The sequence below is a fragment of the Duganella radicis genome, from assembly GCF_009720825.1.
GTDB lineage: Bacteria > Pseudomonadota > Gammaproteobacteria > Burkholderiales > Burkholderiaceae_D > Rugamonas > Rugamonas radicis.
The window spans coordinates 1-20,082 of sequence record NZ_WNKY01000047.1 but is presented as its reverse complement, the minus strand read 5'-3'; the positions used below and the strand labels follow the sequence as shown (position 1 = coordinate 20,082).

At 67.3% G+C, this 20,082-nt stretch carries 13 protein-coding genes; 8 read left to right on the top strand and 5 right to left on the bottom strand.

Annotated features, from left to right (window positions below; all coding sequences use genetic code 11):
- Positions 1-13: 13 nt before the first annotated feature.
- Positions 14-925: a LysR substrate-binding domain-containing protein gene (locus GM676_RS26290; RefSeq protein ID WP_155467166.1), complete on the top strand. Its 912-nt coding sequence runs from the start codon at positions 14-16 to the stop codon at positions 923-925.
- 346 nt (positions 926-1,271) lie between these two features.
- Here the strand turns inward: GM676_RS26290 and GM676_RS26285 are convergent, their stop codons facing one another.
- Both GM676_RS26285 and GM676_RS26280 read right to left on the bottom strand, forming a co-directional pair.
- On the bottom strand, positions 1,272-6,632 hold the full coding sequence (locus GM676_RS26285) for a hypothetical protein (protein WP_155467165.1): 5,361 nt from the start codon (positions 6,630-6,632) through the stop codon (positions 1,272-1,274).
- 188 nt (positions 6,633-6,820) lie between these two features.
- Complete coding sequence (locus tag GM676_RS26280) at positions 6,821-11,134, bottom strand: HAMP domain-containing protein (protein WP_155467164.1); 4,314 nt, start codon at positions 11,132-11,134, stop codon at positions 6,821-6,823.
- Between GM676_RS26280 and GM676_RS26275 the strand changes: the two genes are divergently transcribed.
- Positions 11,133-11,336: a hypothetical protein gene (locus GM676_RS26275; RefSeq protein ID WP_155467163.1), complete on the top strand. Its 204-nt coding sequence runs from the start codon at positions 11,133-11,135 to the stop codon at positions 11,334-11,336. The two genes, GM676_RS26280 and GM676_RS26275, sit on opposite strands and share 2 nt — an antisense overlap.
- Positions 11,337-11,424: 88 nt before the next feature.
- Here GM676_RS26275 and GM676_RS26270 read toward each other — a convergent pair whose 3' ends face one another.
- Positions 11,425-12,306: a nuclear transport factor 2 family protein gene (locus GM676_RS26270; RefSeq protein ID WP_155467162.1), complete on the bottom strand. Its 882-nt coding sequence runs from the start codon at positions 12,304-12,306 to the stop codon at positions 11,425-11,427.
- A gap of 125 nt (positions 12,307-12,431) precedes the next feature.
- On the opposite strand from GM676_RS26270, the gene GM676_RS26265 reads away from it, so the two are divergent.
- Entirely contained in the window at positions 12,432-13,754 is a 1,323-nt protein-coding gene (locus GM676_RS26265; protein ID WP_155467161.1) for a diguanylate cyclase, read from the top strand.
- 267 nt (positions 13,755-14,021) lie between these two features.
- Here GM676_RS26265 and GM676_RS26260 read toward each other — a convergent pair whose 3' ends face one another.
- Positions 14,022-15,113: a type IV pilus twitching motility protein PilT gene (locus GM676_RS26260; protein ID WP_155467160.1), complete on the bottom strand. Its 1,092-nt coding sequence runs from the start codon at positions 15,111-15,113 to the stop codon at positions 14,022-14,024.
- Between the two features lie 200 nt (positions 15,114-15,313).
- Here GM676_RS26260 and GM676_RS26255 point away from each other — a divergent pair, with 200 nt between their 5' ends.
- The 5 genes from GM676_RS26255 (at position 15,314) to GM676_RS26235 (ending at position 18,868) form a co-directional block, all read left to right on the top strand.
- Complete coding sequence (locus tag GM676_RS26255) at positions 15,314-15,490, top strand: hypothetical protein (protein WP_155467159.1); 177 nt, start codon at positions 15,314-15,316, stop codon at positions 15,488-15,490.
- A gap of 89 nt (positions 15,491-15,579) precedes the next feature.
- Positions 15,580-15,786 (top strand): hypothetical protein, encoded by a 207-nt coding sequence (locus GM676_RS26250; RefSeq protein ID WP_155467158.1) that lies wholly within the window; start codon positions 15,580-15,582, stop codon positions 15,784-15,786.
- 63 nt (positions 15,787-15,849) lie between these two features.
- Positions 15,850-16,005: a hypothetical protein gene (locus tag GM676_RS26245; protein WP_155467157.1), complete on the top strand. Its 156-nt coding sequence runs from the start codon at positions 15,850-15,852 to the stop codon at positions 16,003-16,005.
- Positions 16,006-16,062: 57 nt separating this feature from the next.
- Complete coding sequence (locus GM676_RS26240) at positions 16,063-16,989, top strand: hypothetical protein (RefSeq protein WP_155467156.1); 927 nt, start codon at positions 16,063-16,065, stop codon at positions 16,987-16,989.
- Positions 16,990-17,119: 130 nt separating this feature from the next.
- A complete protein-coding gene (locus GM676_RS26235; RefSeq protein ID WP_155467155.1) occupies positions 17,120-18,868 on the top strand; it encodes a hypothetical protein in 1,749 nt (582 codons plus the stop codon).
- A 75-nt stretch (positions 18,869-18,943) separates the two neighbouring features.
- Here the strand turns inward: GM676_RS26235 and GM676_RS26230 are convergent.
- Positions 18,944-20,082, bottom strand: a 1,139-nt coding sequence (locus GM676_RS26230) for a cyanophycinase (protein ID WP_155467154.1), incomplete at its 5' end; no start/stop codon positions are given.

The following is a 20,082-nucleotide window of genomic DNA, read 5'->3' as shown; positions in this document are numbered from 1 at the left end:
TACGGAAAAGCGCATGGAACTTCGTCACCTCAGGTATTTCAAAGCGTTGTCCGAATGCCTCAACTTCACCCGTGCCGCCGAGCGGATGCACGTCACCCAATCCACCCTGTCGCACCAGATCAAGCAACTGGAAGAATCGCTGGACCGGCCATTGTTCGACCGGATTGGAAAGCGGGTCGTGCTGACCGAGGCGGGCGAGATCTTTCTGGAATTCGTTACCTCGGCGCTGGCCGCGGTGGACCAGGGAATAGGCGCGCTCAAGGAGTCGGCGGGGGAGCTGACCGGTCACGTCCGCGTGGGGGCGACGCACACCTTTAACCTTCAGTTCCTGCCCGAATGCATCGCCACCTTCCTGGAGAAGCACCCGCTGGTCAGGGTAACGGTGGAGGAGCTGCCAGCCGAGGAAATTTGCGTCAAGCTCAATTCCGGCGAGTTGGATCTCGGCATCGCCTATCGTCCCAACAATCCGGACAACCTGTGGTTCGAACCGCTGCACAATGAAGAGATGATTTTGGTGGTGTCGGAACAGCACCCGTTTGCCAATCGCAAGCGCATCCGCTTTGTTGAGCTGCATCGCCAGCAGCTGGTGCTACTGCCTGAGGCATTCTCCACCAGGGCCATGCTGGATGAGTGCTTCCGGGCCTGCGGGGCGGAACCGCTGGTGATGGCGGAAATGAACACCGTTGCCCCCATGCTGCAATTGGTTGCACGGACCCAGATCGCCGCCATCGTCACCGCGAATGCGATCGATGCGGGGTCGGACCTGCACGTGGTCATGCTGGAAGATCCGACCCCCGTGCGTACGCCGGGTATCCTGTGGAACCGCGGCGCGCACCAGCAGACCGTGCACATACGGTCTTTCTCGTCGATCATTAGAAAGTTAGCCTTGAGCAGGCGCCTGCAGGCGCAACGACAGCGCACATAAGCAATCGGGAGCGGGATACCCTGACCATCCCAGCAGGGAGCCGCGAACGTGACCATGCTCCGCGTCGAAGATTTCAGCACGTTCGCACGGGGCAGCGATCACGTCCAACGCCGGTCAAAGCGGCTGCCTGCCTAAAAAGCTGCGACACCTGGTGCGGCGGCACAAAGCCGATGCGGGCCTAAGTGCCGGGACCCACAACTGCCGAACGAGAGCGAATCCGTTCGGCGCAGGCCTCTCAACACACCGCTCAGCGCCCCCTCCCCGGGTAAACCGCAAGCATGAACTCGTGCGGAATTTGCCGCGACCAGTCTCAGACGGCCCCGCCGGACGCGGGGCCGCCACCGGGTCAGAATTGCCCCGCGTTGGACAGCAGTTGCTCGCCGAAACTTGGCGCGGCCGGCACGGCCCCGAGGGCGGCCTTCATCTGCTTGCGCTTCTCCAGTTCCTTGCGGCCTTCCTCGACATCCCTCTCCCTGCCGGCGATGTCGCTGGTCTGGACGATCCAACTGACCAGGGCGCTGTCGGTCATCTCGCGCAATTCCCTGCGGATCGGGTTGCGGTAGTCGGCCAGGGTGGCGGAGGCCAGCTTCTCGAACTTCTGCGCCCGCCCCTTGCCTGCGACAAAATCGCTGCCTTTGCGCAGGTCGCTGCCGGCGACGTCGTTCTGCGGGTCGGTCAGGTGCGCGCGGACCTCGTTGCGGTGCGCCAGCCGGTTCATCATCTTGTCGGCGCTCTTGCGTGTCTGGATCTCGTCGAACTTGAGCTCGCCCTTGTGCACCAGCGCCGAGAACACCTCCTCGCCCCGCTCATTGCGGTCGCGCAGGATCACGCCGGCCTGGCCGTTCCCGACGGCGAGATCGCCGGTCCAGACCGGATGGCCCTCGACGCCGGGCGTCACCAGGCGCACGCCGCCGCTCTTGCCGTAATCCTTGTTGATGGCCGCGACGATCGCCTCCAGCTGTTCCGGCGAGGGCTGGACATCGGCGCCATCCCCGCCCAGTTGCGCCAGGTACTTTTCCGCCTCCTTCATGTACAGCCGGCCGTAATTGCCGGTGGCCTGCTGGAGGCACGCCACGATCAGGCTCTTGGCGCCGGTCATCTCGTTGTCGGCCACGGCGATGCGGTGCTGCTCCAGCCAACTGCCCGACTGCGCGGTGATCTCCGCATCCGGCGTCTCCGACCGCGCGCGCGCCTGCATGACGTCGGCCAGCTCCTGCTGCTTGCCCTCGGCAAACAGGCCGCGGCCGCTGAGGTATTGCTCCGCCTTGCGGTCGCCGCCGGCGACGCCGCCGCTGAACGGGTTGAGCGCGGCGGCGAAATTCTTCGCCGTCTTCAGCGGGCGCGCGACGGTCTGCATGGCGGTGGACTGCTCCTCCTGCCGGATATACGGCGCGTAGCTGTGCAGCGTGGTGGCGGTCGAGTTGATGTCCTTGTAGTTACCGACCACCGCGATGTAGGCGTTGAAGATGGCGCGGCCCTCCTCGGTGTTGAGCAGGTAGTCGGCGCGCTCGCCCTCCTTCATGCCCTGGAGCCGCTGCTCCGCCGCCGCCAGCGCGGCGCGCTCGGGCACCGCGATGCTCACCTCGGTCAACGGCGTCGGCACGGTGGTCTTGAAGTCCTTGCCCGCCGCCACCGCGTCCGCCTGCCGGCTGACGCGCGACGCTTCCTCCACCTTGCGGGTGTGGAAGAAGGCGAAGCCGCTCTGGTTCATCGCCGTGTCGCCTTCGTCCTTGAACGCGGCGTAATCCGAGACCACCTGCACGATCGCGTTCGAGCTGAAGAACTGGCTCTTGAGATAGGCGCCCTCGTCCTTGTCCAGCAGCTCCCGCAAATGCGCCAGCTTGTCCTTGGGCGCGGCCGGCCCGGCGCCGTCGGCGGCCTCCCCGGCGGCGGCCTCGATCGCCGCCTGCTCCTTCTTCAACGCCGCGTCGGCCGCCTTGAGCCCGGCGTCGATGCTGGAGAAATTGATGATGTGGTGGCCCAGGTCGCGCCCCATGTACTCGAACACCGGCACCAGGCTTTCCTGGCCCGCCTTGAAACCGAGCTCGACGCTCGAGCCGTCCGGCGCGATCGGGATGTTGAGCGTGCCGCCGTAACCCTCCTTGCGCTTCTGGTAGGTCTTGAATGACTGGAGTTCGAACTTGCTGTCCGAGACCTCGGGGTAGCGGTGCATGCGCCAGGTCAGCTGCGCCTCTTGGGTGAGGTCGAGCACGCCTGAGCCGAACACCTGCTTGCTCAGCTCGGTCAGCTTGCCCGGGCCCTCGGTGTCGGAGAACTGCTCGGCGCCGTACAGCGCCTTGACCACCTGCCGCATCATCTTCTCCACCAGCGCGCCGGCGAGCGGATTGCCGGCGCCGCCGGTCACCGAGAATTCCATGAACTCACCCTTGCGGCTGTAGTTCGGGTGGTCCTGGTTGATGAGCTTGAAGCCCAGCGTCAAGCCGGCCGTGGCGGCCGAGGTGTTCAGGTCGGCCATGATGCCGGCGACCTCCTTGGTGTGGCGCTCCTCGGCCAGCGTGCTGCCCTTGATCTGCACGCCGGCCTTGACCCCGACCTGCACCTCCAGCTCGGTGCGCGCGTTGACCTTGGCCCAGGCCAGCGAGTTGTAGCGGTACAGCTCGTTTTTGGCCACCGGGATGTTGCCGGCCTCGACGGCCTTGCTCAAGCCGGCGTATTTGGCATTGGCCTGGTTGACCTTGTCGAGGATGCCGGCCAGCTGCGGATCGGTGTCCAGCGCCTCCGGATTGGCCTTGATCTCGGCGAGGATCCTGGCCTTGACGATTTCCAGATGGGTGCCGGCGCTGGCCAGCGCCGTGCTGATGGCGTCGTGGGTGTCGGCGATGAACTCGCGCCGCCGGGTGCTGTTGGTGGCCAGCCCCTTGCCGGTGTCGCCCGCCGGCAGGCCGGGATAACCCTGCTTCCACACGCTGCCCAGCACCTCGCGCGACGCCGTCTCCCGCAGCGTGGCGTATTCCTGCTTGAGGGCCTCCGGGTCCTTGCCGCGATTCTCGATGTGCAGCGTCCCGGCCGCCGCCTCGAACTGGGTGTAGGCGCCCTGCAAGTGGTCGCAGGCGCCGCTCACCGCGCCCAGCAGCTCGCCCCACTGCTCCTTGGGCGCGCGCACGCTGCCGAGATAGGTGGCGGGGATGTCGATCTCGGGACCGAACAGGGTGGCGTCATGCGACGGCAGGTGCGCGTCGGAGTCGAGCTGGAACGCCTGGTTGATATCGCGGTACAGCGACAGCTTGGCGTTGATGCGCTGATTGGTGGCGTTATCGTTCTTCGCGGCGGCGCTCTCCAGCGTGTCGAGCAGATTCAGGCTCACCCGCATGTCCTTGGTGTAGCCGGTGGTGATCATGGTGTGCACCGGCTTGAGGCGTTCCAGCGCGGTCTCGATGCGGCGGCCCTTGACGGCGGCGTTGCCCTCCACCAGGCTGCTCAAACCTTTGCTGGCCGTCATCTTGCCGGGCAAGCCGTGCTTGCCCGGCTTGAATATCTTCATGTGGTTGCCGAGGAAATTCGGCAGCGCGGCCTTGGCCTCCGCCCCCACCTCGACGCCGGTGATGGTGGTTTTCTTTTCCTTGCCCCGCAGCGTGGTGCCGGCGCTCAGGGTCGGCAAGGGCGCGTAGTCCATCGCGCTGGCCGGCAGTTCGGCCTGGTCGGCGACGGCGGGGTAGGCCGTCTTGAGGATCTGGCTGAGCGTCCTGCCGCCGTCCCGGGGCGCGGGCGCCGCCTGCTCCAGCAGGCGGGCCGCCGCGTGGATGGCGGCGGTGTTGTAGGCGCCCTTGGCCACCTTGTCCGCCGTCAGGTAGCCGGGAATGGTGGCCTCGTTGTGCAGCAGGCGGCCGTTGGCGATCTTGTAGCCGCCCTGGTACAGCTGGTCGCGCTGGCGCGCCTTGACGCCGGCCGATTTGGCCAGCAGCATCGCGTGCAGCCGGGACGGGTGATTGGCCTCGTCGGCGGCGACGATCTTGGCCAGGTTGGGGAAATTGGTGGTTTTCCGGTAGCGTCCGCCCTTGGTCACCTTCAGCGCGCCCTTGAAGGTGAGGACTTTCTTGACGATGCCGCCGACGCCGCCACCGGCGCTGCCGCCCGCGTAATCGGTGTTCATCACATCGTTGTCGTCGTCGATCTTCATGTCGCGTTTGCGCTCGCGCTTGAGCTCGGCCTGGGCGATGTTGATCTTGACGCCGAGCTTCTGTTCGCCGACGCTGCCGACGGCGGCGCCGGCGCGGATGTCGGTCATGCCGATGTTATCCTTCTTCATCTGTTTGAGCTCGGCGGCGGCGTATTCCTTGAAGATCGGCGTGGCCGCGCCGGACAGGTGGTGGCGCTTCAGTTCATCGAACAGGGCGCGCAGGGTCAGCAGCATGTCGCGCTTGTCGCCGGACGCGCCCTCGGCCTGCCTGGCGCACTCGCGCGCCAGGTTCTTGTAGCAATCGCGCGCGTCCAGCCCGTGACTGCCATGGCTGAAGCCCTCGGCGCCGACGTCCTTGTCGCCCGCCGCCGACAGTTGCTCCAGCTTGCCCTTGAGCGCGTCCACGGTCGACTGTCCCAGCAGCGGGGTGGCCTGCTCGATGTAATTGCCGAAGTCGGCGGCCAGCGCCTTGAGCTGCTCCGGCCGGATCTCATGCGTCTTCGGATCGAGCACCGGCGCGGGCGTGAGCGCCACCGGCGTGGTCTCCTCGCCGGCGCCGGCCTGGACGACCTCCTCAACCTCCTCGATCTCATCAACCTCCTCGATCTCGCTGAGGTTCACCGGCGGCTCCGGCGCCTCGGCGTCGATGTTGTCGATGATGTGCTGGAGGATTTCGCGCGCGATCTGTTCGGCGCCGGCATCGATTTCGCCCTGCACCTCGTCCGTGACGTGCTGGCTGACCTCCTCCCGCACTTGCGCCGCGATGATCTCCTCGAGCGCGCTTTCGACCCTGGCCGAGATGGCTTGCCCGACCTCGTCGGCGCTGACCGCGTGCAGCAGCTCCTCGTCCGCGTGCTCCAGCATGTCTTCCACGAAGCCGGCCACCAGGTCCTCCAGCACGTCGCCGGTGATGTGGTCGATCATGGTGTTCCTGACCTGTTGCAGGATGCCCTGGGCCACTTCATGCGGCGTCCTGGTGGGCGCCGAGGCTTCAGCGGCGTTGGTACCGTCGGCGGCGGCCGTTGCTTCAGGCTGGCCGGTCACGACCGGCCCGGTCTCGTCGGGTTCCGACGCGGTCTCGCTGTGCGCGGACTCGCTCTGCACCAGCTGCAACTCGATCTGTTCCTGTTCCTCCCCGATCTCGCTGCGCTCCGACGCGGTTTCGCTGTAGATCGTCTCGACCTCGACGTGATCGTAATCGATCTCCGTGTTGTGCCCGGCCTCGGGCGGCGGCGGCGCGGCCGGCGTTTGCGGTGGCGGCGATGCCGGCGTGGGCGTCTGCCGCTGGAGCTTGGCCAGCGCCGCCTGATAGGACTTGTCGTCCTTCAGGCCCAGGCGCGGCCCCTGCTCGGCGGGCCGCTTTTCCTTTTTCTTGAAGCGGCTCATGAAACGCTTGCGCGCACTCTTGCCCTGGGTCGCGCCGGTCTCGGCGTCGGGCCGCGTGGTGGCGGCGCCGGGCACATCGCCGGCCTGATGGGGCTGGTGCGCGGTGTGCGCGGTGGTGGTTTCCGCCGGTGTCTTGTGGACCAGCGTCATGAGGGGTTTGAACAGGTTGGTGAATGTCTTCATTATTGTTTTCAGCCGGGTACGCTGATCCAGGGTGGATGGAGAAATGGGAGCATGGCCGTCCTGCGGCCAGCCCCGCCTGAGTGCAAAGGCGTTGCGACGGAATGTCGTGGATGGGTGGACGCCCGGCCACGGCCGGTTCCATGGGCCGTGGCCGGGGTCATGGCCGGGTGGCGGGCGGGCCGGTCGGCCTAGGCGGGATAGGCGGTAAAGGCGCTGGAGGTTTCCACCGTCTGCTTGCTTTGCCAGCGGGCGATGAAGTCCAGGCCGGTGCCGTTGGTTTCCTTGCCCTTGTTGCGGACGGCGCAGTTCTTGAAGGCCCAGGTGCTGCGGTAGCTCATCAGATCGCTCCTGGCCTCGCGCACGTCCTGCACGCCCTGCTCGTCGTCGTTTTGCCGCGCGATGGTTTCCAGCGCGTTCAAGGCGTCCACCCAGCCGCTCATGCGCGGCTGCATTTCATACTTGACGTTGAATTGCAGCGCCGGATTCTTGTCCGCCACCTTGAGATCGCTGATGAACTGGTCCAGCGAGGATTTCGCCAGCGCGCGGTTCTCGGGCGTGTCCTTCTCGGCGCCGGGCGCCAGCGGGATGGTGTCGAGGAAGCGGATGAAGAAGTCCTCGCGGTTGGCCTCGATCTCCGCCAGCAAATCCTTGGCGGTGCCGTAGCTGCGGTCGACGCTGCCGCCGGTGCGGTCGCCCATGCCGAAGCGGGTGGCGCCGTTCTTTTCCAGGTTGCTGGCCAGCTCGCGGGTGAGGTCGAGCACGTTGGCGGAGCCCGAGGCGCGCCAGGTGCCGTATTTGTCGTTCTTGTGGCCGGTGGTCTCCTTGCCTTCGGCGTCGTGCGTGGCCGGCGACGGCTTGACCAGTTTCTTGTACAGCGTGGCGGCGCCGCTCACTCCGGCGCCGGCGCCCCAGCGCTGCTTGCGCTGGTCCGAACGGTCATGCACCACCTGGTGGGCGAAGCCGCTGCGCTCGTTCATCACCTCGGTCGCCTTCTCGGCCTTGATGTTGGTGTTGGCGGCCACGCCCAGCGTGTATTTCTTCTTTTTGTCGAGCTCGATGCGGGCAGCCACCGACACATCCACCGTCACGCCGGTGCTGGTGCCGCTCTTGCTGGCGCGGCCCAGCAACACATCCGGATGCAGCGCCAGGATGGCCTCGATCGGGCTGTTGAATTTCTCGCCGGCCACCGGATGCTTGTCGTCGGCGTCCCAGCGCAGCATGGTGTCCAGCAGGGCCAGGCCGTCGTCGCGCGCCTTTTGCTCCTCGCGCACGCCGTTGTCGTCCTTGGTGCGCAGGATGCGCACCACCAGCAAGTCGGCCTCCGACGACGCCTTCTCGGCCTTGACCGCGACCGCCGGCGCGGTGACGTTGACCTTGGCCTTCTTGACGCCCAGGCCCACCGTGGCCTTGATGTCGTGGGCGTGGGTGGTGGTTTCGCCGATCATGAACTCCACGCCGAAGGTCGGGCTTTTCACCTGGAACGTGGCCTCGTCCTTCTTGGAGTAGATATTCATGTTGAGGCTGGCCAGCAGCGGCTTGACCGGGGTCCATGGCAGCAAGGGGATGCCGATGCCCTTCTCGCCGCCGGCCGTCATGGTGACCTGCTGGCGCAGCTTCAGGTCCTCCAGCATCGGCTCGAAGAACTGGATGACATCCTCGCGCGAGTGGAACTGCCCTTGCTCGGCCTGTTTGATCTTGGCGTCGATGGTGTCCAGCTTGACGTCCTGGCGCAGTTGCCCCAGATCCTGCGCCTCCTTCTCCCAGGGGGCCAGCGTCAGATCGATGTATTCGGCCACGCGGCGCAGCGCGTCCAGCGCCGACAGCTGCTTCTCGTGGAGCAGGTCGTGGAAGAACGGGTCGGGGAACTTGCCGCCGTCCGCCGGCAGGTCCAGCCGCAGGCTGGCCTCCTTGAGGATCTGCTGGAGATCCTTCTTTTCCAGCTTGGCCTGGTACAGGCGCTTGGCGTCCTGGAACCCGGTCGGCTTCAGGCCGGTTTGCCAGTTGGCCTGCAAGGCCTCGCCGCCGCCGTGCTCGCGGATGTACTCGCACAGCACCTTGACCGTCTCGTCGAACGCCAGCGAAGCCGGGTCGTTCGCGTGATGGGGACGCTTGCTCATGCAGCCGCCCGCCACCCTGGCCATCAGGGCGTCGGCGATCTCCGCCACGCTGTCGCTGGCCTTCGACTTGAGGGTCGACATGCCCTGCGCCTCCATCGAGTTGGTCGCCATCTTGATGGCATGCGGATGGAACGGCGTCTTGCCCTTGCTGGGATCGGCCTTGCGCGGCAAGCCTTGCAGCAGCTTGTGGCGCTTGTCGCCGGCCTGCTCGACCCATTGCCCATTCAGCTTGAGCAGCTTGCGGTTGATGTCGCCGAACTCCGAATCGGCCGCGTTGGACAGGATGCCTTTGGAGACGGCGCGGAACGCGATCAGCTGCGCCAGCGGCAGCGTGGCGGTATCGAACACCGGCGGCTCCTTCTTGCGGTTGCGCACCTCGTGCTGCGCCACCTGCTTGGCCGATTCCAGCCATGCCCGCACCTCGGGCGAGTCCTCTTTGGCCTGCGCCTTGTCGGCCATCCAGTAGGCCTGCAAGGCCTCCGACTGCGCCCGCCCCATGGGCTTGCGCTCGTCGCGCAGCGACACCTGGTTGAGCACCTCCAGCCCGCGCGGCACCTCGGCCATGCGATGGAACAGCTCGCGCATTGCGGCCGAGGGCGCGCTGTGGTTCAGGTCGGACGGCCGGGCATCGGGCAGGACCGGGCTGTCGGGCATCGGCAACCAGTCCTCGGTGCCGTGCGACATCACCTCGCGCAGCAAGTCGGCGGCGGCCTGGGCGTCGCCGTGCGCGACGCCGGCGAACGCGCGGCTGACGATTTCCAGCGTCGCCACGCGCGGCAATTCGCGCTCGGCCTGCGGATCGTTGGCCGGCAGCTCCTCCGCCAACTGGCGCAGGCAGGCCTGCAACGCCTGTCCGCCCGGCGAGGCCAGCTGCTCCGCCGAGAAGCCGGGCGGCGCCGCCACCAGCGCCTGGAGCACCTGTTCATGGTGGGCGCTGTCCAGCTCGCGCGTCTCGGCCGCCCGGGTTTCCCACTGATCGGCCTTGGCCGTCAGCGGCCGGCCGGCCGCCAGCAGCTCGCCGCGCGCGGCCTCGACGCCGGCGTTCTGCCCCGTCAGCAACGTCATTTCACGCGTATAGTCGGGCAGGAAATCCGCCAGCGCGGCGCTGTCGCGCGCCAGCGCCTCCTCGCACTGAGCCACGTCTTGCTTGAGCTCGCTCAGGCAGGTGGAAAAATACGTCAGCTTTTCATCAATCCGGGCGCGCCGGGCGGCCAGCGCCGCCGGGTCCTCCTCCACCTCCCCGGCGTCCTCCATGCCGTCCATGACGATCTCGGTTTGCGGCGCGGGCGCGCCGGCGTCCGCCGCCATCCCCAGCCGCAGGTCGTGGAATTCGCGCCGCATGTGCGCGCCGGTGGCGGCGAGCTGCTCCGCCTGCAACGCCAGCAGGGCGGTGCCCATTTCCTGCAAGGTCAGGCTGGCGTTTTGCAGGTTCAGGCGCGCCAGCTGCACGCCCTCGCGCAGGCCGTCGTGCTTCTGGTCCAGCAGCAGCTTGCGCTGCTTGATATCCAGGCCGGACTCGTCCAGCCTGTCGGTCATCTGTTCGATCTGGCCCTTGACGTAGTCCATGCGCTGGCTCAGGACCTCGGTCGCCAGCGCGTTGTCGTTCGCCCCCACCAGCGTTCCCATCATGAGCGCCTCGCGCAGGTCGCCGACCGCGCGCTCGTAGCCGGCCTGGGCCTGCGCCAGCTCCTCCTGCTGGACAATTTCATCCTCCCCGCCGTGGGCGCGCTCCAGCGTGGCCTGCGCCGTCCGCACCGCCTCCGTCAGGGTGCCGATATCGTCCGTCGCGGCCTTGCGCAGGTCGCGCGTGTCGGCCGGCGAGGCCGCCCCTGGGGCCGGCCCGCCCTTGCCGCCGGCGCCGGAATAGGCCGGGTCCTGGGCGATCACCTGGCCCAGGTTCTCGGGCTTGAAACAGGGGATGGCGGCGGTGACGACCTTCATCGCCAGCGAGCGCTGCGGCCGCTGGTTAATGTCGGGCATTTCCTCCAGCGAGGTGTCGAGGATTTTCTTGAGCCGGCGGGTCAGCGCGTTGGCCTCGCCGATCAGGCTGTCCACCGTTTCGTTGGGTGGCTTGGCCGGCGCCGGCAGGCCGTCGGTGGTGCCCAGTTCGGTGCCCTTGGTGTAGCCCAGTCCCATCACCTTCTGTCCCACCGTGAAGGGCCGCGCGCCCATCGCGTGGGCCAGCCGCTTGAACGGGTTGCTGGATTTTTTGCGCTTGGCCGTGGCGCGCCCGGACAAGGGCGCGGCGGTGGTCGGCAGCTCCGCCGCCGGCGCGGCATCCGATGCCGCCCCCGAACTGTGGGAGGGACTGGCGGGCGGCGTCGCGTGCGGCGCCGGCGCGCTGTGGGACAGGGATGAGTGCAGGAATGAGGCGAGCTTGGGCATGGCGTTCTCCGTTGGTGGGCAAAATCGGCTGGCCAAAGGCGCGCCGCCACCCGGGCTTCTTGAGCGGCATGGCGGCGGACGCGCGCTGGCGATGAAAGAGCGGGTTGCTTTCATCCATATAGCGGTGAGTGACGGCGCGGCGGCGGCGGTTCCGTCGCCGGGTCCGGGATGGGAACGTGGGCCGCGCGTGGTGGCGGCGTGAGGGGAAGGCGGCGCGCCGGACAGGCGCGCCAGGGGAGGCGGGAGGCGGCGCCGGCCGGCGCCGCCTGGCTAGCGCGACAGCCGGCGGCTCACTTGCGGCTGTCCTCGCGCAGGATCTGCCATTTGCCGTCGCGCTTTTCCAGCAGCAGGGTCTTGCGGTCGTTGGACGAGATGCGGTCGGAGCGGTAGCTCTGGTCGAATTTGGCCGTCGCCCGGGCGCCGTCGAGCACCACCTCCGGCGCGCGCAGCGTGACGTGGATGGCGGCGGCGCCCCGCAGGCGGGCGCTGCGCTCTGCCTCCCAGCTGGCGCGCGGGATATTGCCGGGGGTGTGGAAATCCGCGGCGTAAAACGCCAGGTAGGCGGCCACGTCGCGCGCGCTCCAGGCCCGCGCCCAGTCCTGCAACACCGCCACCACCTCCGCCTCCTGCCCGGGGGCGGCCGGCGCGGCCTCGCCACGGTAGTCGAGCGCCGGCAGGAGCAGCGCCTGCTTGGCGCGCGCGGCGCCGTTGTTCGGTTCCAGCTTCAGCGCCTGCGCGTAGGACTGGCTGGCCAGCCGCAGATACATGTCGGCCAGGTTCTCGTGGCCGCGCGCGTAGGATGGGTTGGCCTTCACCGCGCCCTCCAGCGCCATGCGCGCCTTGTCGTACTGCCCGTCCGCCGCCTGCAACACCGCCAGGTTGTTGTACGACTCCGGCATGGCCGGATAGTCGGCCGTCAGTTGCGTGAAATCGGCGATCGCCTCGGCGCGCCGTCCCAGCCCCGCCAGCGCCAGGCCCTTGAGGAAGCGCATCTGGGCGTCGTCCGGCCGGGCGGCCAGGTACTCGTCCGACTGCGCCAGCGCGGCGGCATATTGCCTGGCGCGCAGCAGCGCGGACACATCCGATATCTCCACCGCGCGCACCGGCGCGCACAGCACCACCGCGGCCAGCGCGGCCGGCACCACCTTGTTCAAGCCAGCGAACTTTCGCATATTCCTCCTGACGTCACCATCATGATCCCCCCGCCGGCTGACCCGGCGGGCAACTTGCAAATCATATCACCAGTTCCCTAAAAGCAACGAAACCCAGGGAACCGTCACGGCCCCCGGCGCCATACATGGTCCAATCAACCTCGAAAGCCCGCCCCATGTCCGCTGCCGTCCCCGCCACGTCCCGCCTGATCTGCCTGCTCGGCGACAATGGCCTGCTCACCCGCGACACGGCGATGCGGCTGCGCGACGCCGGCTACACGGTCAGCGTGGCGAGCGAACTGGCGCAACTGGCGCCGCTGCTGGTGCATCAGGCGCCGCACTGCGTGGTGGTCGATCCCAGCGGCCGCGACAGCCCGTTCGCCGATCCCGCCTGCGTTACGCAGATCCGCGCCCTGGGCGCGGCGGCGACGCCGATCGTCTGGCTGGCGCCGCTCGACAAGCTGGAGGCCCGGCTGGCGGCCGTGCGCGCCGGGGTCGACGCCTACCTGGCCAAGCCGGTGGCCACCGACGCGTTCAAGGCCTGCATCGAGACCCTGCTACGGCGCCGCGACCGCCAGCCCTACCGCGTGCTGGTGGCCGCCAGCGACCCCGGGCGGCTGGCGCGGATCGAAGCCCGGCTGGCGGCGGCGGGGATCGAGGCGCTGCGCCTGCCCAAGCCGCTCGACCTGCTCAGCACCCTGAGCCAGTTGCATCCCGAGGCGATCGTGATCGACGTCCACACCAGCGCCTGCGACGGCCTCGACCTGGCGGCGCTGATCCGGCAGGACCAGGCCTTCCTCGACCTGCCGGTGCTGGTGCTGTCGGACCGGCGCGACCCGGCGCAGCGCCGCCGCGCCATCGCCGCCGGCGTCGACGACTACCTGCCGGCCGACGGCGAGGAACTGGCGTGGGTGGTGGCCAGCCGGGTGGAGCGGGCGCGGGCGCTGCGCAGCCTGATCATGCACGATGGCTTGACCGGGCTGTACAACCATGTCGCGATCAAGGAGCAACTGGCGCGCGAGATCGCGCGCAGCCAGCGCGACGGCGGCGCGCTGGCGCTGGCCATGCTCGACATCGATTTCTTCAAGAAGATCAACGACCGCCACGGCCACCCGGTCGGCGACCAGGTGATACGGGCGATGGCGCAACTGCTGCTGCAACGCCTGCGGCACGGCGACCTGGTCGGGCGCTATGGCGGCGAGGAGTTCGCCGTGGTGCTGCCGGCCACCTCGGCGGCGGCCGCCGCGGCGGCGCTGGACGATGTGCGCGCGGCGTTCGGCCGGCTGCGCCATCGCGCCGATCAGGGCGAGTTCGCCGCCACCTTCTCGGCCGGGGTGGTCGGGCTGGACGAGGCCGCCGGCCTGGCCAGCGTCGACGCCCTGTTCCGCGCGGCCGACCTGGCGCTGTACCGCGCCAAGCACGGCGGCCGCGACCGTGTCGAGCTGGCGGCGGCCGCCGGGCACGCATAAAAAAAGGCGCCCCGCAGGGCGCCCGGGCCGGGCGGCGCAAGCGCCGCCGGTCCTTACTTCAGATCAAGCGCCGGACACACATTGTCCTTGATCTCCTTGGCGACGTGCGCCACTTCCTTCAGCTGATGCAGAAAACCCAGGGCCATGCCTAATTGAACAAACATTGCATTCTCCAGTCGGATTGGTTGATCAAAACCTCCAGCCCCGCCCGCGAGCGGGATGAGGCAAGCATGGGTGGCGCCACGGCCGTTCCGGTTCCGCCGGTGATCAGCGCTTGTTGAGCATCTCGTGCAGTTCCAGCCGGTTATAGGCGGTGCGCATGGCGTCTTTGGCGCTCACCGCCTTCTTCGCGACCAGTTGCGCCAGCACCTCGTTCAGGCCGCGCGACATATTGTCCTCCTTGCGGCGCATGAAATCCTCGATCAGATGGATCTTGCCGAGGTCGGCGATGTACGGCGCCACCTGCTGGTTGTGGTTGAACACCATCTCGTGGGCCAGCACCACGTCGTCGCCCTGCTCGGTGGGCAGCAGGCTCTGGAAGATGACCCCCAGCAGCGACTTGGCCAGCCCGGCCGCGCGCTGCTCGCGCTGCTCGGCCGGGAAAAAGCCCAGCAGCTTGGTGATCGCGCTGACCGCGCTGTTGGTGTGCATGGTGGCCAGCACCAGGTGGCCCGACTCGCCGGCGTGCAGCACGGTGTCGGCGGTGTCGAAGTCGCGGATCTCGCCCACCATCAGCACATCCGGCTTCTGGCGCAGGCCCTCGCGCAGGCCGGAGAAGAAGGTGGCGGTGTCGGTCGGCACTTCCTTTTGCGAGATGATCGACTGCTTGCGCTGCAACTGGTACTCGATCGGCTCCTCGATCATGACGATGTGGGCGCTGCGGGTGGCGTTGATGTGGTCCAGCATCGAGGCGATGGTGGTGGTCTTGCCCGAGCCGGTCGGGCCGGTGATCAGGATGATGCCGCGCGAGGCCTCCAGGATGGTCTTCACGTATTGCGGCAGGCCGGTCTTCTCCAGCGATATCGGGCGCAGCGGCAGGCGCCGGATCGAGACCGTGACCTTGGTCCCGCCCGACGAGCGGAACACGTTGCAGCGCAGCCGGTAGTCGGTCAGGATGAAGGGGCGGTCGATCGCGCTTTCGATGATCTTGTCTTCCCAGTCCTCGTCGATCGCCGTCAACACCGGCGCCATGTCCTCCAGCGAGACCGGCTCGGTGCCGACCTGCTGCCAGCCGCGCGGCGCCTTGATCATGATCGGCATGTCCTGCTCCAGGTGGATGTCCGAGAAGCTCTGGCCGGAATTCACCAGGGAGATCAGTTCGTCTAATAGGTCGCGCGATAAGGAGAAGTCGTTGGACATGGTGCACCAGGCGTTGGGGGAATCGGTCCGAGTATAGCCTAACTCCCCGGGCAGGAACAGGCGCGCCGCCGGCAAAAAAAAATTTGGAACTTCTCGACGGCGGGCCGCCACCTATGTTCGACCACCTTGAACAAGTTTGCTTGCGGGACGGTCTTACTGATTAACCTTTCTACCCACTGACTTATCCAAAGGAGATTATTATGGCAGGTGCAATTACCTCTCGCCCATCGTCGATGCAAGACGGCGCCACCAAAGGCTCGGAAAGCGCCATGGACGACATGGACGCAACCAACAAGGCCAGCAGCGCGGTCGACTATCTGAAGGCCCAGCAGAAGCTGGAAAAGAAAGGCCGTGACGCCGCGCTGGAAAACATCTAACGCGTCGGCTTGACCGTTCAAGTCTGATCCTGCGGGGGCATTCCAAGATGCCCCCTTTTTTTTATCCAGGCTCTATCGGAGGAAACCGCATGGCCACCTACCAGCAAAACCTGATCCCCGCGCAACAGCAACCCGGCGGCACCGCCTCGGGTCCGCCCAATCCGATGGTGTCTGCGGCGCAAGCGAGCGCGCAGGACGCCATGGCGTTCCAGTTGTGGGTCGCGCAGCAGTCGCAGACGCTGGGCCGTTTGAAGATTTTCCATTCCATGGCGAAGTCCATCAACGACCAGCAATGATTTTTGTCCGGGACGCCGCCCGCCGCGGCGTCCGCCGATTCACCTGAGTTATTGGGAGGCCAGATGTCCAACTCAATCAAGCAAGCCAGCACCGACGGCGCCAACAACGCCGTGGCCACCATGGAGGGCGTCGACCAGGCGTCGGACCAGGTCGACATGGCCAAGCTGTTCTTCAAACTGATGAAAAAGGCCGAGGACGCCGCCCAGTCGTCGACCTAACGCCACGGTTCCTCGCCCAGGCGCGGAATGTGATCAACCTGCATACCGGAGCACGCCATGCATTGTGAAAATAGTAGCCCGCACCACCTGACCATCAACATCTACCCGACACCGCCGGCCGGGCACCACGCCGCCGGGCCGACGGCAGTCGGCGACCATCACCCGCACGACAGCGGCATCGACGACGGCTGTCCGCAACATGCCAACCATGGCGGCGCGATCGACCGCCTGCCGGTGCCGGGCTGGCTCAAGGCCTGCCTGAAATACCTGCTCGGCGAGGCCGGCGACGCGCTGCCATCGGCGGCGGACGCCGCCCGCTGCATCCGCGACTTCCAGAAACTGAACGGCATCAAGCTGCTTAGCATCGACCAGATCAAGCAGATGGCCGACACCGGCTACTGCACCATGGCCGACGGGAAAATCAAGCTGGTGCCGCCGGATGTGCAGGCCGCCGCCAAGAGGATGATGGCCAATAACGGCGAGCTGTTCAAGAAACTGGAGACCGCCATCCGCGCCACCCCCGATGGCTTGCTGAGCGCGGCCGACTACGACGCCGCCCTGCGCCATGGCAGCATCGGCCAGCACGGCGCCGGCGCGCCGCAGGCCGGCGAGCCGGCGCACCACCATCATCATCACCACCACCATCACCACCACCACGGTCATCGCGCCATCGCGCCATCCGTGACGGAAGAGGCCGGCGTCGGCCAGCAGCCGGGCGATGCCGGCGGCGTCGGCAACGGCAGCGGTGGCGCGCCCAACTCGGGGCGCAGCGTGCCCGGTTCGTCCTCGACGACCCCGCCGCCATCGCACGCGCCGGGCGGCTCGGGCCATCCCGACAGCATGCAGACGGCGGCGCGCGAGGGCTCGGAAACCGCGATGGCCGACATGGACGCGACCAACTGGGCCAGCAGCCAGGTGGACTATCTGAAGGCCCAGCAAAAGCTGGAAAAAAAGGGACGCGACGCCGCGCTGGAAAACATTTGATGTCCAGGCCGGGTGCGGCGCGCATGGAACCCGCGCGCCGGCCCCGACCACATAGATCGAGTCAATTCAAACTCAAACTGTTCCTCGCTCAGGCGCGGAATGTGATCAATATCGGATATTGGAGAATGCCATGAGCAGTGTAAATAGTAATCCCAACAACGGTCTGACCATCAACATCTTCAGCCCGCCGCAAACCGAGCTCCACATCTCCACCACGGGGAACGGGCTGAGCATCGACCTCGACACCAACGACGAGGACATCGATGACGGCGGCAAAACCGGCGCGCCGGGCAACGGCGCCGACAACCTGTCGACATCCACCCTGCTCAAGGCCCTCGGCCTGCTCGGCGGTTCCGGCGACAACCTGCCGGCCGCCTCGGACGCCGCCAAGGGCATCCGCGATTTCCAGAAGCAGAACGGCATCAACCTGCTGAGCAGCGAGCAAGTCAAGCAGATGGCCGACACCGGCTACTGCACCCTGCCCGGCGGCAAAACCATTCAGGTGCCGCCGGACGTGCAGGCCGCCGCCCAGAAGATGATGGCCAACAACGGCGAGCTGTTCAAGAAACTGGAAACCGCCATCCGCCCCGAGCACGACGGCCTGCTCAGCGCCAAGGACTATGACGCCGCGCTGAAGGATGGCAGCATCGGCAAGCCGGGCACCGCCGACCTGCCCAAGGATCTGGGCCTGGACCCGCGCGCCTTCCTCAAGTTCGTGATGGACGGCACCATCTCCAGCAACCGCCCGACCGAATACAACGCCGCCAAGACCATCCAGGGCTTCCAGCAGGATAACCATCTCAAGCTGCTGAGCGCCGACCAGGTCAAGCAGATGGCCGACACCGGCTACTGCACCATGCCCAACGGTAAAACCATCCAGGTGCCACCGAATGTCCAGGCCGCCGCGCAGAAGATGATGGACAATAATGGCGAGCTGTTCAAGAAACTGGAAACCGCCATCCGCCGCGAGCCGGACGGCCTGCTGAGCGCGGCCGATGTCAACCGCCTGATCAAGGATGGCGGACTGGACGCGTCGCCCGCGCACGGCCACCACCACCATCACAAGGCCTCGTCCGATCCATCGCTGTCGCTGTCGCTGCCGCTCGACACCGGCGCCAACCTGCCGTCGGCGGCCGACGCCGCCAAGTCGATCCAGAGCTTCCAGCAGGATAACAAGATCGATCTGATGAGCGTCAAGCAGCTCCAGCAGATGGCCGACACCGGCTATTGCACCCTGCCGAACGGCAAGACCATCCAGGTACCGCCGGAGGTCCAGGCCGCCGCCCAGAAGATGATGGACAATAACGCCGAGCTGTTCAAGAAGATCGAGACCGCCATCCGTCCCGAGCATGACGGCCTGCTCAGCGCCAAGGACTACGACGCCGCCCTCAAGGACGGCACCATCGGCAAGCCGGGCACCGCCGACCTGCCGAAGGCGACGCAAATCACCATCAACCTCGACAACAACGGCGGCGGCAAGACCGGCAACACGGGCAGCACTGGCACCACCGGCAACACGGGCAGCACCGGCGGCACTGGCGCCAACCTGCCGTCGGCCGCCGACGCCGCCAAGTCCATCCAGAGCTTCCAGCAGGATAACAAGATCGGTCTGATGAGCGTCAAGCAGCTCCAGCAGATGGCCGAGACCGGCTACTGCACCCTGCCGAACGGCAAAACCATCCAGGTGCCGCCGGATGTCCAGGCCGCCGCCCAGAAGATGATGGACAATAACGCCGAGCTGTTCAAGAAGATCGAGACCGCCATCCGTCCCGAGCATGACGGCCTGCTCAGCGCCAAGGACTACGACGCCGCCCTCAAGGACGGCACCATCGGCAAGCCGGGCACCGCCGACCTGCCGAAAGCCGCTGCGGCGGCCTGACGGCAACGCTTGCGGCGTCCCTTCCCGGCGGCCGCGAACCAAGGCATGCCGGCCCGCGGGCCGGCATGCCTTCGCTTATTTCGGCGTCAGCGACTGGCCGATGTCGAGCGGCCGGATATCGAGCCGCATGCGCAGAATCGAGAAACTCTGCGGCGCGATCGACGCGTAGCCGACGCTGTCGCCCGTCTTGCTCAGGGTGAACTGGAAGCCCAGCTCCGGCAAGGTCGTGTTGCGGCCGCTGGTGGCGATGCCGATCGCCTCGCTGCGGCGGTTGTTCATCAGGTTTTCCATCAGCTGCACCAGCGCGCCGCGCCCGAGGATGTCGGGCGAGAATACCGGCTCGGCGGTCAGGTCGCGGCGCGCCGCCAGCTTGCCGCCGGCCTTGGCCTCGGACGGCGTGAAGGTGTGGGTGGCCAGGTCGTACAGGTCGCCGCGGTCGAGGTAGCTGATCACGGCGTTGCTGACGTTGAAGCCGGGGTGTGCGCTGTCGGTGCTGGCGCGCGTCAGGTCGACCAGCAGCGCGCCCTTGCTGCCGACGATTTCCACCCGCCGCCGCGGATCGACCACCATGGCGGTGTTCTCGTCGATGCCCAGGCCGTATTTGTAGCCCTTGGCCAGCATGGCCGGGATCATGCGGGCGAAGCGGCCGCGCACCAGGAAATGCTGGTCGACGAAGACGTCGTCGCCGATGAAGCCGAGGCCGGGGGCGATTTCCTCGCCCTCGCGCACGCCGCCGCGCAGGGTGGCGAACACGGTCTTGGGCGCGTAGAACATGGTGCTGCTCATGACGGCCGCGCCGGCGCTGTTGCCGGCCACCACCCCGCCCCGCCGATAGACGTCCCACACCGCGTCCAGCACGGCGCTGCGGCTGCCGTCCGGGCGCACCAGCGCCTGGGTGATGCGGGCCTGGTCGCCGCCGGAAAAGAACACGCCGCCGGCGCCGCGCACGGCGTCGGCCAGCATGGGGTCGTCGGCGGCCTTGCGGTAGTCGCTGTCGGCCAACTTGACCGCCAGCGGCACCTGGAAGGCGTCGGCGCCGTAGCGGTTGAGGTAGTCGACGATGGCGGCCGCCACCGGCGCCGGGTCGGCCGCCGCCGAGGCGAACACGGCGATGCGCGCGCCCTTGCCGCCGGCCAGCTGCACGATGCGTTGCCAGACGGCGTCGTTGTCGGGGCGCAGGCCGCCGCCGATGATGACCAGCGCGCCGCGCGGGC